Origin of the sequence: Mycobacterium sp. WUMAC-067, from assembly GCF_020217485.1 — a bacterium.
Lineage (GTDB): Bacteria > Actinomycetota > Actinomycetes > Mycobacteriales > Mycobacteriaceae > Mycobacterium.
The window spans coordinates 32,838-47,416 of record NZ_JAEKMI010000026.1 but is presented as its reverse complement, the minus strand read 5'-3'; the positions used below and the strand labels follow the sequence as shown (position 1 = coordinate 47,416).

Annotated in this window: 13 protein-coding genes, 1 pseudogene and 1 riboswitch; of the genes and pseudogenes, 10 read left to right on the top strand and 4 right to left on the bottom strand. The window is 68.5% G+C overall.

Annotation, left to right across the window (positions count from 1 at the left end; translation table 11 throughout):
- The first annotated feature begins 64 nt into the window (after window positions 1-64).
- Window positions 65-145: riboswitch (Fluoride riboswitch) on the top strand.
- A complete protein-coding gene (locus JF781_RS18335) occupies window positions 129-710 on the top strand; it encodes an MFS transporter (RefSeq protein WP_308011549.1) in 582 nt (193 codons plus the stop codon). It overlaps the preceding riboswitch by 17 nt.
- Here the strand turns inward: JF781_RS18335 and JF781_RS28740 are convergent.
- Together JF781_RS28740 and JF781_RS18330 are read right to left on the bottom strand one after the other, a co-directional pair.
- A pseudogene (locus tag JF781_RS28740) lies at window positions 662-784 on the bottom strand (sulfotransferase); the annotation flags it as partial. The gene JF781_RS18335 and the pseudogene JF781_RS28740 overlap by 49 nt on opposite strands.
- A gap of 2 nt (window positions 785-786) precedes the next feature.
- Complete coding sequence (locus JF781_RS18330) at window positions 787-1,383, bottom strand: TetR/AcrR family transcriptional regulator (protein ID WP_225327955.1); 597 nt, start codon at window positions 1,381-1,383, stop codon at window positions 787-789.
- Window positions 1,384-1,540: 157 nt separating this feature from the next.
- Here JF781_RS18330 and JF781_RS18325 point away from each other — a divergent pair, with 157 nt between their 5' ends.
- The 3 genes from JF781_RS18325 to JF781_RS18315 are packed head-to-tail and all read left to right on the top strand — an operon-like array spanning window position 1,541 to window position 5,403.
- The gene (locus JF781_RS18325) at window positions 1,541-3,766 is read left to right on the top strand and encodes an acyl-CoA dehydrogenase (RefSeq protein ID WP_225327954.1); all 2,226 of its coding nucleotides are present in this window, start codon (window positions 1,541-1,543) and stop codon (window positions 3,764-3,766) included.
- Between the two features lie 8 nt (window positions 3,767-3,774).
- Window positions 3,775-4,983 (top strand): thiolase family protein, encoded by a 1,209-nt coding sequence (locus JF781_RS18320; protein WP_225327953.1) that lies wholly within the window; start codon window positions 3,775-3,777, stop codon window positions 4,981-4,983.
- A gap of 6 nt (window positions 4,984-4,989) precedes the next feature.
- Entirely contained in the window at window positions 4,990-5,403 is a 414-nt protein-coding gene (locus JF781_RS18315; RefSeq protein WP_225327952.1) for a Zn-ribbon domain-containing OB-fold protein, read from the top strand.
- Window positions 5,404-5,406: 3 nt separating this feature from the next.
- Here JF781_RS18315 and JF781_RS18310 read toward each other — a convergent pair whose 3' ends face one another.
- A complete protein-coding gene (locus JF781_RS18310; RefSeq protein WP_225327951.1) occupies window positions 5,407-6,384 on the bottom strand; it encodes a LacI family DNA-binding transcriptional regulator in 978 nt (325 codons plus the stop codon).
- 292 nt (window positions 6,385-6,676) lie between these two features.
- On the opposite strand from JF781_RS18310, the gene JF781_RS18305 reads away from it, so the two are divergent.
- The 6 genes from JF781_RS18305 to JF781_RS18280 are packed head-to-tail and all read left to right on the top strand — an operon-like array spanning window position 6,677 to window position 12,952.
- Entirely contained in the window at window positions 6,677-8,026 is a 1,350-nt protein-coding gene (locus JF781_RS18305) for an amidohydrolase family protein (RefSeq protein WP_225327950.1), read from the top strand.
- A gap of 2 nt (window positions 8,027-8,028) precedes the next feature.
- Window positions 8,029-10,356 (top strand): CoA transferase, encoded by a 2,328-nt coding sequence (locus JF781_RS18300; RefSeq protein WP_225327949.1) that lies wholly within the window; start codon window positions 8,029-8,031, stop codon window positions 10,354-10,356.
- A gap of 1 nt (window position 10,357) precedes the next feature.
- Window positions 10,358-10,690, top strand: coding sequence for a hypothetical protein (locus tag JF781_RS18295; RefSeq protein ID WP_225327948.1), 333 nt, complete (start codon window positions 10,358-10,360; stop codon window positions 10,688-10,690).
- Window positions 10,691-10,716: 26 nt separating this feature from the next.
- Entirely contained in the window at window positions 10,717-11,877 is a 1,161-nt protein-coding gene (locus JF781_RS18290) for a thiolase family protein (protein WP_225327947.1), read from the top strand.
- Window positions 11,874-12,308 (top strand): Zn-ribbon domain-containing OB-fold protein, encoded by a 435-nt coding sequence (locus JF781_RS18285; protein ID WP_225327946.1) that lies wholly within the window; start codon window positions 11,874-11,876, stop codon window positions 12,306-12,308. Before JF781_RS18290 ends, JF781_RS18285 begins: the two co-directional genes overlap by 4 nt.
- A complete protein-coding gene (locus tag JF781_RS18280) occupies window positions 12,305-12,952 on the top strand; it encodes a MarR family transcriptional regulator (RefSeq protein WP_225327945.1) in 648 nt (215 codons plus the stop codon). The genes JF781_RS18285 and JF781_RS18280 overlap by 4 nt, the downstream gene beginning before the upstream one ends.
- Here the strand turns inward: JF781_RS18280 and fadD1 are convergent.
- Window positions 12,894-14,525 (bottom strand): fatty-acid--CoA ligase FadD1, encoded by a 1,632-nt coding sequence (fadD1, locus tag JF781_RS18275; protein ID WP_225327944.1) that lies wholly within the window; start codon window positions 14,523-14,525, stop codon window positions 12,894-12,896. The genes JF781_RS18280 and fadD1 overlap by 59 nt on opposite strands.
- Window positions 14,526-14,579 lie beyond the last annotated feature (54 nt).

Below are 14,579 nucleotides of genomic sequence, written 5' to 3'. Positions count from 1 at the left end.
TCGGCGAGCGGGATGTGGGATTCGCGCGGTTGAGTCGTTCTAACTGGGCACCGGAGGCTACGCTGGGCGTCGCGGCGATGGATCTCCGCCGGGATGACGTTCAGCATCCGAACCGCCCACACGGGTTGATGGCTCCTACCGATCGAAAGTGGAGCCATGCCCATCAGCGGTGTCGACAACCGGCTCGCCCGCAGCGAGGCAGGCCCGCACGTCGATTTCTCCGGCCGCAAGCTCCAATGACCCGCGCGAGCGCCGACGAACGCTGGTTGACGCCGGGCGTCGGCGCCGTCGGCGCGACGAGCTTCTTCTCCGACTCCGGCCACGAAATCACGACCGCGCTGCTGCCGACCTTCCTGACCAGCACGTTGCACGGCTCCGCGGCGGCCCTGGGCATCATCGACGGCTTCAGCGACGCGCTGGTCGGCGTGATGCAGCTCGTGGGCGGGCCGTTGGCCAACGATCCGCGTAAGCGCGCACGCACCGCATCCGGTGGCTACCTCGGCACCGCCCTTGCCACGGGCGCCATCGGGCTCGCGGCCATGGTGTGGCAGGCGGGAGTGTTGCGTGCGCTGGCATGGGCGTCGCGTGGGTTGCGGTCACCCTCGCGCGACGCGTTGCTGGCATCCCTCACGCCGACCTCGGCCCACGGCCGAGCGTTCGGCCTGGAGCGCGCGGGTGACAACCTGGGCCCGGTGTCCGACCAGCTGTAGCGGCTGTGCCCGCCGTCGGAGGGATGGGAGGCGAGGAATTCGCGCATCTTCTGCTCGGTGCCGGGCCGCGGCTCCGTCAGCCGCCGATGAGTGCTTCCACGATGAGCCGGGTGGTCCGTTCCGCCCGCCGCCGGGAGTAGGGCTGCGCGCCCGACAGGATCGGATACACCACGCCGCCGACGATGGCGTCCGCGGCCGATTCGGCGGTCGCCTCGTCGATGCCGTCGGCGAGCAACCGGGCCCGCACGCTATCGTGCAGCGGCGCACTGAATCCCGCGCGCAGTTTGACGGCGGTGTCCTCGTGTTCCATGCAGGCGACGGTCAGGGTGCGCAGCATGGCCGAGCCCCGCGGTGTCGTCAGGCTGGTGAACAGCTTGCCGACCCACGCCACGAGATCGGCCGCCAGATCGCCGCTGTGGCTGACCGACGCGAGCAGCCTGTCGGCGTCTTCCAGCATGACGTCGGCGACCAGCGCGGGACGGGTGGGCCACCAGCGGTAGATCGTCTGCTTGCCCACGCCGGCGCGGGCGGCGACCGCCTCGATGGTCAGACCGTCGAACCCGCGCTCGAGGAGCAGTTCGCGCGTGGCGGTGACGATCGCCGTGCGGGACTTCTCGCTGCGACGCCGGGGCGAGTTCGCCGGCGTGCCCACCTCGGTGAGATCGCTTGGCATCTGGTGGTCCTCACTGCTGCGCAGGCCAGCTTTACATATCCTGACTACCCCCGGTAGTCTGCCACAAGACGAGACGGTCCGTCTTGTCAGACTCGCAATAGGAGCCGGAAGGGTAGCAGTCAGTGCGGCCAACGTCAGTCACTTTGCGGCCGCCCTCATGACCCTGGGACTGAGCCCGGAACAACAGGACCTTTGCGACGCCGTCGAGCAGTTCGCCGCCCGGAATGCGCCCATCGCCGCGACGCGCGACAGCTTCGATGAGCTCGCGGCGGGCCGCCTCCCCGCATGGTGGGATGCGCTGGTCGCCAACGGGTTTCATGCCGTGCACCTCCCGGAGGACCTCGGCGGCCAGGGCGGACGGCTGATCGACGCCGCATGCGTGCTGGAGTCGGCGGGTAAGTCGCTGTTGCCCGGTCCGCTGCTGCCGACGGTGGCCGCCGGTGCGGTCGCGTTGCTCGCCGATCCGACACCGGGCGCGCAATCACTGGTGCGTGACCTTGCGGCCGGGGTCACCGCCGCCGTGGTGCTTCCGGGTGACGGCGACCTGCACGCGCGGGCCGAGGACGGGCGGTGGGTTCTCGGCGGCGCGTCGGAGGTCACCACGGGCGTGTGCGCGGCGCGGATCATCCTCGTCGGCGCGCGGACCCGGGACGGCGACATCGTCTGGGTGCCGGTCGACACCCAAAAGCCCACGGTGACAGTCGAACCCGTCTCGGGCACCGACCTGGTCGGCGACGCAGGGATCGTGCGCCTCGACGACTACACCGCGACGGACCCCGAAATGCTCACCGGCATCGACCCCGAGCGCGCACGCTGCGTGCTCGTGGGATTCGTCGCCAGCGTGACGGCCGGCATCGTCCAGTGGTGTGTGCAGGCCGCTACCGCCCACCTGCGCAGCCGCGAACAATTCGGCAAGGTGATCGGTACCTTCCAGGCGTTACAGCACAGTGCGGCAATGCTGTTGGTCAACAGCGAGTTGGCCACCGCCGCGGCCTGGGACGCGGTGCGCGCCGTCGACGAAGCACTCGACCAGCACCGGATGGCCGCCGCCGGCGCGGCCGTGATCGCCATCTCGCCGGCCCCGGATCTGGTGCTCGACGCGTTGACGATGCTCGGCGCCATCGGCTTCACCTGGGAACACGACGTGCACCTGTACTGGCGGCGGGCCATCAGCCTGGCGGGATCGATCGGTCCGGCGAATCGCTGGGCGCGCCGGCTCGGGGAGCTCACCTGCACCCAGACGCGCGACATGTCGGTGAATCTCGGTGACGCGGAACCCGAATTCCGATCCTGGGTGGCCGAGACGCTCGATGCGGCCCTGCAGTTGCGCAACGACAAGCCCGCACCGCACGGCGATTATGAGCACCTCGCCACCGGGCCGCAACGCACGTTGATCGCCGACGCCGGCCTCATGGCGCCGCACTGGCCGGCGCCGTGGGGCGTTGATGCGGATCCGTTGAAACAGCTCATCATCGACGAGGAGTTCGCCAAGCGGCCCGCGCTTGTTCGGCCTTCGCTGAACATCGCCGAATGGATCCTGCCCTCGGTGTTGGCTGCCGCGCCAAAAGACCTGCAGGAGCGGCTCATCCCGGCGACGCAACGCGGCGACATCCTGTGGTGCCAGCTGTTCAGCGAGCCGGGAGCCGGCTCCGACCTCGCGTCGCTGGCCACCCGCGCGACCAAGGTCGATGGCGGCTGGCGGATCAACGGCCACAAGATCTGGACGTCGTTGGCCCAATACGCCGACCTGGGTGCGCTACTCGCGCGCACCGACCCCGAAGCCAGCAAGCACCGCGGGATCGGCTACTTCATCCTCGACATGCGTTCCCCCGGGGTGGAGATCCAGCCGATCAAGACGGCGACCGGGCAGGCACACTTCAACGAGGTATTCCTCAACGACGTCTTTGTTCCGGACGAGATGCTGCTGGGTGGCCCAACCGACGGCTGGAGCCTGGCGATCGCCACGATGGCCGAAGAGCGCTCGGCCATCAGCGGATACGTCAAGTTCGACCGCGCCGTCGCACTGCGTCGGCTCGCCGCGCAACCCGGTCCCGACCGCGACGACGCGTTGCGTGCGCTCGGCGAGCTCGACGCCTACACCAACGCGATCAGGGCGCTCGGGGTGCGGGAAACCATTCGGCTGCTCGACGGGCAGGCGTCCGGCCCGGCGTCCAGCATCGCCAAGGTCGCGATGAATGTGCTGCTGCGGCGCACCTTCCAGGCCACGCTGCAGCTCACCGGGCAGGTCGCGATGGTCGACGACGCCGACAGCGCGGTCGTGGAACCGTATCTGCATCTGCCGGCCGAGCTCATCGGCGGGGGGACCAGGGAGATTCAGCTCAACATCATCGCCCAAATGATCCTCGGACTACCCCGAAAGTAGGACAGCTCATGGGATTACGTGGCGAGGCCGCGATCGTCGGGTACGTCGAACTTCCACCCGAACGCATGACCAAGGCGTCACCCGCCCCCTTCGTCATCGAACAATGGGCGGAACTCGGCGCCGCCGCACTCGCCGATGCGGGGCTGCCTTTCGAGGTCGTCGACGGCATCGTGGCGTCACACCTGGCGGAGTCGGAGATCTTCGTCCCCTCCACCATCGCCGAATACCTCGGGGTTGGAGCGAGGTTCGCCGAACACGTGGACCTGGGCGGCGCCAGCGCCGCGGCCATGGTGTGGCGGGCCGCCGCCGCCGTCGAGCTCGGCATCTGCGACGCGGTGTTGTGCGCGCTGCCCGCCCGGTACATCACCCCGATGTCACCGAAGAAACCCAGATCGCTCGGCGACGCATTGTATTTCGGGTCGTCGAGCAACCAATACGGTTCTCCCCAGGCCGAATTCGAGATCCCGTACGGAAACCTCGGTCAGAACGGCCCGTATGGCCAGGTGGCCCAACGCTATGCGGCGGTCTATGGCTACGACGAGCGGGCGATGGCCAAGATCGTCGTCGACCAGCGCACCAACGCCAACCACACCGAAGGCGCGATCTGGAAGGACAAGCCGCTGACCGTCGATGACGTCCTGGCCAGCCCGGTCATCGCCGACCCGCTGCACATGCTGGAGATCGTCATGCCGTGCGTGGGGGGCGCCGCCGTCGTGGTCGCCAACGCGGACCTCGCCAAGCGCTCACGCAATCGGGCGGTGTGGATCAAGGGATTTGGCGAACACGTGCCGTTCAAGACGCCGACCTACGCCGAGGACCTGCTGCGTACCCCGATCGCCGCCGCCGCCGACACGGCGTTCGAGATGACGGGCCTGACCCGGGACCAGATGGACATGGTCTCGATCTACGACTGCTACACCATCACCGTGCTGCTCTCGCTCGAGGATGCCGGTTTCTGCGAGAAGGGCAAGGGGATGGAATTCGTCGCCGGCCACGACCTCACCTTCCGCGGCGACTTCCCGCTCAATACCGCTGGCGGCCAATTGGGCTTCGGCCAGGCGGGTTTGGCCGGCGGCATGCATCACGTCTGCGACGCCACCCGCCAGATCATGGGCCGCGCCGGGGCGGCGCAGGTCGGCGACTGCCACCGCGCCTTCGTGTCCGGCAACGGCGGGATCCTGTCCGAGCAGACCACGCTCATCCTCGAGGGGGACTGATCACCCATGACCAGCTTCGAGCGGCCGATGCCCGTCAAAACCCCGACCAGCGCGCCGTTTTGGGACGCGCTCGCGCAGCACCGCATCGTCATCCAGTATTCGCCGTCGCTGCAGGCGTATGTGTTCTATCCGCGGGTGCGCGCGCCGCGCACCCTGGCCGACGACCTGGAATGGCGCGAGATCTCCGGGATGGGGACGCTGTACTCCTACACCGTGGCCCACCGGCCGGTCAGCCCGCACTTCGCCGATGCCGTGCCGCAGCTGCTCGCCATCGTCGAATGGGACGAGGGGCCAAGGTTTTCCACCGAGATGGTCAACGTGGACCCGGCCGACGTCCGGGTGGGGATGCGGGTGAAACCGGTGTTTTGCGACTACCCGGAACACGACGTCACGCTGCTGCGTTACGCGCCGGCCGACTGACGCTCAGGTCGACGCCCGCACCACGAGGTGGGCGATGTCAGTCAGCTCGGGGGAGGGCGGGGCGGGTTGCCCCAGCCGCTCGAAGACGGCGGCGAGCGCGGCGTCGGCGACCGCGCAGGGATCGAATTGAACTGTGGTCAGCGGTGGGGTGCTGACCATGCCCATGGGGCTGGCGTCGACGCCCATCACCGCGAGGTCGCTGGGACAGCGCAGCCGCGCTTGGTGGATGCCGTAGAGCACGAGGCAAGCTATCTCGTCGCTTTGGGCGCAGACGGCGGTTACGCCGTCGCCCACCCATCCGGTGACGACGTCGGCGGCGTTGTCGAGGGCGACCTGGTCGACTCGCACGGGCGGGAGGCCGCGCGCCTGCGCGGCCCGCGAAACCCCTTCGAACCAGTAGTCGCCCAATGGTTTCCATCGGTCGATCCCGGTGTAGGCGAAGGCGATTCGCCGATGGCCCCGCTCGACGAGGTGCGCGACGCGCATCTCGCCGACCGAAAGGTGCGGGTTGTTGAGTGCGGGCAGGGTCCCGATCTCGATGTGCGGGATGCCGGCTTGGGCCACCGCCTCGCGGGCGGCCGGACTCAGCGGGAACAGGCTGGTGATCGCGACCGGGTCCAGGTTTGCGATCGCATCGACGACATGATGGTCGTCGTCGGTCTCGAAAATCTGTACCTGAAGCAACCCTTGGCGTGCCAGTGCCGTGGTCATGCGGCTGCCGGCCTGCATCGGCATCTCGCCCACGGCCACGTGCGGCACCACGTAGAGCACCACACCGCTTTTGCCGCGCGCGAGATTGCGGGCGGCGAGGTTGGGCCGATAACCGAGGAGTTTGGCCGCGCGGTAGACGGCGTCGCGGGTTTCGGGGGAGATCCGGCGGCCCTGCGCGTTGTTCAGCACATAGCTGACCGTGGCGGTCGACACGCTGGCCAACCGGGCCACGTCCGCGGTGGTCGGACGCGCCGCCTTGTTGGTGCTCAACTTCCGTTTACCTTCCGCGCCCGGTCATGCCCCATGGTGGCATGCGAGACCCGTCGGCACCGCAGGATGCCGTGCAGTGGCGCTGCTTTGTGTGGACTATTAGTCCGTAGCCTTCGGACGCGTTGAGCCGAGCGGACGGGGCCTGGACGGGACGAACGTCGGCGCGCGTGCGCCATTGCCAGGCAGCAAAAGCCGTTGGCGGGGCCCACCCCGTCAAGCGGGTCACGGGCGGTTGACACTGTGACGAACACCATTATCTACTAGTCGCTATAAGTCGACCGAGGAGCGCGGCATGGACAAGGACGATCTGATCCTGATCAGCGTGGACGATCACATCGCCGAGCCGGCCGACATGTTCGACGCGCACGTTCCCGCCAAGTACAAGGACCGCGCCCCGCGGGTGGTCCTGGAACCCGACGGCATCCAGCAGTGGTACTACGGCGAGGTCCGCGGCCGTAACATGGGCCTGAACGCCGTGGCCGGCAAGCCCCGCGAGATGTACAACATCGACGCCTCGCGCTACGACGAGATGCGGCCCGGCTGCTTCAACGTCGACGAGCGGATCCGCGACATGAACGCCGGCGGCCAGCTGGCAGGGTTGAACTTTCCGAATTTCACCGGATTCTCCGGCCAGGTCCTCAACCAGGGTCCCGACCGCGAGGTGAATCTGGTGATGATCAAGGCCTACAACGACTGGCACGTCGACGAATGGTGCGGGGCTTATCCGGGCCGGTTCATCCCGTGCGGCATCCTGCCGTTATTCGATGTGGCCGAGGCCGCCAAGGAAGTCAAACGCCTGGCCGACAAGGGTTGTCACGCGGTGACGTTCTCGGAGAATCCGGAGGCGTTGCAGATGCCCAGCATTCACACCAAGTACTGGTATCCGCTGTTCGAGGCCGCGTGCGAGAACAAGACCGTGCTGTGCACTCACGTCGGCTCCGCCTCACGCTCTCCGCAGGTGTCGACGGACGCGCCGCCCAGCGTGCAGATGACGGCGTCGTCGATGATGAGCATGTTCACCTTCACCGAACTGATCTGGGCCGAATTCTGGTCGGACTTCCCGCAATTGAAATTCTCGCTCACCGAGGGCGACGTGGGCTGGATACCCTACTTTCTCTGGCGCGCCGAGCACGTGTACAACCGCCATTCGGGGTGGACGCTGGCGACGTTCCCGCCCGGTTACAGTGGTCCCACCGATGTGTTCAAGCGGCACTTCTACACCTGCTTCATCAGCGACAAGGTCGGCGTACAGAACATGGGTTGGTTCAACGAGGACATGCTGTGCTGGGAGTCCGACTTCCCACACTCCGACAGCAACTGGCCGTTCGCACCCGAGGACGTCATCGCCACCATGGGCCACCTCGACGACCGGGTCATCGACAAGATCACCCACGAAAACGCCATGGCCGCATACTCATTCGACCCGTTCCGGCACATCCCGAAAGAGCAGGCGCGGGCCGGCCGGCTGCGCGCGCAGGCCACCGATGTCGACGTGGTCACCCACGTCGGCCGCCGGGCCAGCCAACGCGACCGGGACGCGTGGACCCGGATGACCCAGTTCGCCCTGCAGGCCGGAGCAGCCGCGCCCGTGACGGCGGAGGTGGTCGGCATCGCCGGGCGCGCCACCACCCTGGGTAACTGAACGTGGCGGGTGCGGCGCCGTTTGCGGATTGGCGCGTGCTGGAGCTGTGCAACGGTCTGGCGGTGTCCTACTGCGGCAAGATGTTCGCCGACGCCGGCGCCGAGGTGGTGAAAATCGAATCCCCACAGGGTGATTCGCTGCGCCGCTGGTCGGCGGGCGGGCCGCCCGGGGCGCTGTTTGGATATCTGGCCGCCGGCAAGAAGTCGGTGGTCAATCACGGCCAGGCCGAGGTCACGTCGCTGCTGGCCGGCGCCGACATCGTGCTCACCGACCTGACCGACGGCTGGACCCTCGACGGCATCACCGCCTACACCGCCGCGTCGGCGGTGGTGGTGGCCGTGACACCGTTCGGCACCGATGGTCCCTACGTCGAGGACCACGTGGTGGCCAACGAATTCATCCTGCAGGCGTTATGCGGATCGATCGCCGGACGGGGCTGGCCGGGCGACGAACCGGTACAGGCCGGCGGCCGGCTCGGCGAATGGCTGGCGGGCACGTTCGCCGCGGCGGCGGGTGCGGCCACGGCCCGGCACGCCGCACGCAGCGGCCGCGGCCAGGTCATCGACGTCTCGACCTACGAGGCCATGGTGATCGCCATGGGTGGCCTGTCCGCGATGTCGGCCAGCGTGCTGGGCGCCGATTCGCTGCTGCACGAACGCAGTCTGGAACTGCCGTCGATCGTGCCCACCGCCGATGGCATGGTCGGCTTCTGCACCATCACCGCGCAGCAGTTCCAAGATTTCCTGGTGATGATCGACCGCGCCGATCTCGTCAACGGCGCCGAGCTGGCATCGTTTGCCGGACGGGTCGAGCGGCGCGACGAGTTCCTGGGCATGGTCACCGCATGGACCCGGAGCCGCACCACCCAGGAGATCGTCGACCTTGCCGTGGCGTTCCGGATTCCGGTGGCCCCCATCGCGTCTCCCGAGATGCTGCCCAAAGTGGACCACTTCGTGAAACGCGGTGTGTTCGTCGAATCGCGGGACGGGGTGCTGGCGCCGCGGGTGCCGTATCGCAGCGCGGCGATGGCGACCAGGCCACCCGGGCAGCCACCGGCGCTCGGTGCCGACAACGCACGGCTGCACTGGCCTCCGAGACCCGAGCCGCCCCGCGGCACCGACCCCGACGCCCTGCCGCTGTCCGACGTGCGCATCACCGATTTCACCGCGTTCTGGGCGGGCCCGGTCGCCACGCAACTGCTCGGAGCCCTGGGCGCCGACGTGATCAAGATCGAGGGTGTCCGGCGGCCTGACGGCATGCGGTTTTCCGCGGGCCGCCCGCCCGACTGGGAGCAATGGTGGGAGTGGGGCCCAGTCTTCCTGTGCAGCAACAACAACAAGCGCGGGATCAGCGTCGATCTGGGCACCGACGCCGGGCGTTCCGTCGCGCTGGAGCTCATCGCCGCCAGCGATCTCGTCATCGAGAACTTCTCGCCCCGCGTGATGGCGAACTTCGGCCTGGAATGGGACGCGGTCCGCGCGGCCAACCCGCACGCCATCATGGTGCGGATGCCCGCCTTCGGCCTCGATGGCCCGTGGCGCGATCGTGTCGGCTTCGCGCAGACGATGGAGCAGGCCACCGGCATGGCGTGGATGACCGGCCACGCCGACGGCCCACCGGTGATCCCGCGCGGTGTGTGCGACCCGATCGCCGGCCTGCACGCCGCCTTCGCCGCCGTGGCCGCGCTGGCGATCCGCGACCGCGAGGGCGTCGGCATGCAGGTCGAATCGACCATGGTCGAGGCCGCGCTCAACGTAGCCGCCGAAATGCTCGTCGAATATTCCCGCAACGGAATCTCCTCGCGGCGCAACGGAAACCGTGGACCCGGCGCGGCCCCCCAGGGCGTGTACCGCTGCCGCGGCGACGACGAGTGGGTCGCGCTCGCCGCGATGGACGACGCCGCGCGCGCGTCACTGGCCGGCCTCCTCAACCAGCCGGAGCTCACCGGCTGGGACGAGCGGGCCGACGACATCGACAAACTGATCTCCGCCTGGGCCGCGACGCGCTCGGTGACCCAAGCGGTCGACGCGCTGCGCGCCGCCGGGGTGGCCGCCGCACGCGTCACCCCGGCTGCGGCGCTGCTCACCGATCCGCACCTGCACGCCCGCGGCTTCTGGGAGACGGTCGACCATCCCGTCGCGGGCTCTTTCCTGTGCACCGGAATGCCTTTCGCGTTCCTGGACCGGCCGAGGCGCTGGATCCGGCGCGTACCGCCGCTCTACGGCCAGCACACCGACGAGGTGCTCACCGACATCCTCGGTCGTGGCGAAGAGGACCTGGCCGACTTGCGGCGCTCGGGGACCATCAGCGACCGGCCGGCGGGCCTGTGAGATGGCGGTCAGCCTGTGCGTGCCGCCCCGCGCCGGGGAGCTGTGCGCGCCGGTGCGCTTCTTGGTGCGCCAGGACTCCGTGGTGATGGAGCTGACCGCCCGCCATTGCATCACCAGCGTCGAGTGGGACGAGGACGAACACGCGGTGGCGATGGTCGTCGAGATCACCGACCCGCAGACGGCGCGGCCGGTGGACGTGCGGATCGACGTCGTGGACGTGGCTGGCACCGGGCACACCGCCGGACCCGCGACGACGATCGGCACCATCACCCGCGACGGGAGACGATACGAGGTCAGGGGCACTTACTTGGGTGTCGTCGCGGACGAAAACTGAACGGCGGTAAAAGGAATGGGACATCGGTGAGTGCGACGAAGCGCACCGCGGCGATTGTCGGAGTGCACAACACCCGGCAGGGGCGGCGACTCGACGGCGAAACGTCGCGCGGCCTGGCGATCAAGGCGATCCTGGGCGCCCTCGACGATGCTGGCCTGACCCTCGACGACGTCGACGGCATCAGTGCGAGCCCCCAGTCGACATCGTTGATCTACGATCTGCGTCTGGGCCCGGCCTGGCAGGGCCTGGCTTTCGGGGTCGGCATGATCACCGAGGCGGTCACCGCGATCGAGCACGGTATGGCCGACGTCGTGGTGCTGGTCGCGGCGCAGGCCGGCGAGTACCGCGACCACGAGGCCACCGCGCCGTGGACCCGGCCCGAAAACGAGTTCGTCGCGCCCTGGGGCATGTTCACCACCGCCGAGTTCGCACTCATCGCGCGGCGTCACATGCACGTCTACGGCACGACGCGCGAACAACTTTCGATCGTCGCGGCGACCATCCGGAACAACGGGTCGCGCAACCCCGAAGCCGTCTACTACCAACGCGGCCCGTTCGCTCCGGAGGACATCACCGCATCGCGGCCCATCGCGGACCCGTTCCATCTCCTGGACTGCGCGACCACCTCCGAAGGCGGCTGCGCGCTCGTCGTGGCCAACGTCGGCGCCGTCGACGTCAAGAGCCAACCCATCTACGTCCTGGGCAGCGGCGCGGACTTCCACGGGCCGTCCTACCAGCACCCACCGGCGTACGACCTCGCCGGGCGGCGCGGCGATCACGTGAACGGTGTGGTGGGCCGGCGCGCTGCCGAGTGCGCTTTCAGCCACGCCGGGCTACGCCGCGATGACGTCGACGTGCTGGAACTCTACGACCCGTTCTCCTTCGAAATCATCCGTCAGCTCGAAGCTTTCGGCTTCTGCGGCGACGGCGAGGGCGGTCCGTTCGTCGCCGATGGCCACATCGCCATCGACGGCAGCCATCCGATCACCACCGACGGGGGAACCATGTCGTTCAGCCACGCGGGCTCCAACCCGCAGATGATGCAGCGCGCGATCCGAGCCGTTCAGCAGTTGCGTGGCCAGGCCGGTGATCTTCAGGTCCCCGATGCGCGTATCGCGTTGTGTAGCAACGGGGGAGCGGGGGCATTGTTCACGACGGTGCTGATTCTGGGAGACGAGCCACGGTGACCTCTGACCCATTGCGACCCCAAACCGGGCCCGTCCCGCACGCGAGCAGCCATGTCAGCGTGCCGTTCTGGGAGGGATGCCGGTCCAATCAGCTGCGCTACCAGCGGTGCCGGGCGTGCGGCCTGGCGAACTTCCCGCCGACCGAGCACTGCCGCCAATGCCTTTCGGAGGACATCGACTGGCGCCACGGCAGCGGGCGCGGCGAGATCTACAGCTGGACGGTGGTGTATCGGCCGGTGACGGCGGAGTTCGAACCGCCGTATGCGCCGGCGATCGTCACGCTCGACGAGGGCTATCAGATGCTGACCAACGTCGTCGGGTTGCCGCCGGAGGACATCGAGGTCGGCCTGCGTGTGCGGGTGCAATTTCACGACGTCGGCCCCGACGTGACGCTTCCGTACTTCACCGCAGAAGGGACCGACAGTTCGTGAGTCCCCGTACCAGCAACGGACTTCCGGTCACCGCCTACCTGGTCCTGGGCGTGCTGGCCGCCAACGACGAGCAACTCACCGCCGGTGAGATCAAGATGCGCGCCGAACTGTCCGTCGGCCACTTCTACTGGTCCCCGTCGGTCAGCCATGTGCGGCGCGAACTGACCCGGCTGCTGGCCCGGGGAATGGTCAGCGAGATCGGTGCCCAATCCGGCAAGCGCGCCATCACCCTGTACGAGACCACCGAGGCCGGGCTGGACGCGCTGCGCCGCTGGGTGCAGCACTTCCCCGGTCAGGACCAAGTGGTCATCAAACACCCCGTCATCCTCAAGACCTGGCTGGCCCGCGGCGAGGACCCCGAACACCTCCTGGACACCCTGGACCGCCATCTCGACGCGACCCGGGCCCGGCTCGACGAGGCGCTGTGGTCGCGGCAGCGCTCCCACGAGCTCGGCATCACCGACGACCCCGAACAGCGGTACTCCTTCGCCGTCCTGGACTACGCGATCCGGGGGCTCTACGCGGAGATCTCCAACATCTCCCAGTTACGCGACGAGATCGCCGCCGGCACAAGCCGCGATCCGGTCAAACGGGTGCGACGGTCGAAGGGGCAGATCCGCCGCCGGGCACCGCGGAGCCGCTGACCGCATAGGCGGACCCACGGGATTCGCGCTCCCACAACACTTCTCCCTGCCCGATCGCGGTTCCCTGGGCGATCAACTGCCGCTTGAGCACCTTGTGGGTGGCGGTGCTGGGCAGGTCGGTCGCGATGCGCACGTAGCGCGGCCGGGCCTTGGGGGACAGGTCGGGCTGCGCGTTCAGGAACGTTTCGAAGTCGTCGGGCGCCAGCGTGTGGCCGTCGTTGAGCACGATGGCCGCCATCACCTGGTCGCCGACATGGCCGTCCGCGACGGCGTAGACCGCGACCCGGCTGATCGCGCTGTGGCGCAACAGGATCCGCTCGATGGGCGCGGCGGCCAGGTTCTCGCCGTCGACCCGCATCCAGTCGGCGGTGCGGCCGGCCAGGTAGATCCAGCCGTCGGCGTCGCGGTACGCCAGGTCGCCGGACCAGTACATGCCGTGGCGCATGCGCTCGGCGTTGGCGTCCGGGTCGTTGTAGTAGCCGGTGAAGAAGCCCGAGCCCGCCGTGTTCACCAGCTCGCCCACCGCTTCGTCGGCGTTGACGAGGGCTCCGTCGGCGTCGAACCGTGCGGTCGCGCATTCGGTGACGGTCTCGCTGTTGTAGATCGCCACGCCGTCGGCGCCCCGGCCGATCGAGCCCTTCGGCGTGCCGGGTTCGCGGATCACGATGACGGCGTTCTCGGTCGACCCGAAGCCGTCCTCGACCTGCACGCCGAAGCGGCGCGCGAACTCCTCGATGTCCTTGTCGTTGGCCTCGTTGCCGAACGCCACCCGCAGCGGATTGTCGGCGTCGTCGTCGCGTTCGGCGGTGGCCAGGATGTAGGCCAACGGCTTGCCGACGTAGTTCATGTAGGTGGCGCCGTGGCGACGGATGTCGTCGAGGAAGTTGCTCGCCGAGAACTTCGCCGGCACGATCGCGGCGCCGGAGCACACCGCGGGCGCCCACCCCGCGACCACCGCGTTGGAGTGAAACAGCGGCATCGACACGTAACAGGTGTCTTGCTCGGTGAGGGTGAATCGCTCGGCCAGGCTGAGTCCGGCGACCGTGGCCATGAAGTGAGATACCTGCACCGCCTTGGGGTTTCCGCTCGTTCCCGACGTGAAGATCATCATGAAGGCGTCCATCGCGGTGACCTGCCGATGAGGGATCAGCTCGCCGGCGGTGTCGACGAACTCGGCCCATTGCGGCGTCGAGGTGTCGAGGATGCGCGTGCCGGGCAGGTCCAGGCCGTCCAGGAGCGGGCGGTGTTCGGCGTCGGTCACCACGAACTGACAGTCGGCGCGACGGATGTCGGCGGCCAGCGCGTCACCGCGCCGGGTGGTGTTCAGGCCGCACAGGACGTAGCCGCCGAGCCCGGCCGCGGCCATCTGGCTCAGCATCTCGGGCGTGTTTCCCAGCAGGGCACCGACGTGCGCCGGCCGTGACGGATCGGCAGCGGCCAGCAGGGCGGCGGCCCGCGCCGTCGAGCCCTCCAAGTACTGCTGCCAACTCCATTGCGTGTCACCGTATTTCACCGCGATCGACGGGTCGGATAGGCGCTTGCGCAGCAGCGCTTGAATCGTGTCGTCAGCCATCGGTCCGATTCACCCTCACTCTGCCTACCCTACGAGACGAGACGGTCCGTCTTA

Coding starts and splice junctions, on each gene's coding strand:
- JF781_RS18335 (WP_308011549.1), top strand. CDS start 129: ATGGCTCCTACCGATCGAAAGTGGAGCCATGCCCATCAGCGGTGTCGA.
- JF781_RS18330 (WP_225327955.1), bottom strand. CDS start 1,383: ATGCCAAGCGATCTCACCGAGGTGGGCACGCCGGCGAACTCGCCCCGG.
- JF781_RS18325 (WP_225327954.1), top strand. CDS start 1,541: ATGACCCTGGGACTGAGCCCGGAACAACAGGACCTTTGCGACGCCGTC.
- JF781_RS18320 (WP_225327953.1), top strand. CDS start 3,775: ATGGGATTACGTGGCGAGGCCGCGATCGTCGGGTACGTCGAACTTCCA.
- JF781_RS18315 (WP_225327952.1), top strand. CDS start 4,990: ATGACCAGCTTCGAGCGGCCGATGCCCGTCAAAACCCCGACCAGCGCG.
- JF781_RS18305 (WP_225327950.1), top strand. CDS start 6,677: ATGGACAAGGACGATCTGATCCTGATCAGCGTGGACGATCACATCGCC.
- JF781_RS18295 (WP_225327948.1), top strand. CDS start 10,358: ATGGCGGTCAGCCTGTGCGTGCCGCCCCGCGCCGGGGAGCTGTGCGCG.
- fadD1 (WP_225327944.1), bottom strand. CDS start 14,525: ATGGCTGACGACACGATTCAAGCGCTGCTGCGCAAGCGCCTATCCGAC.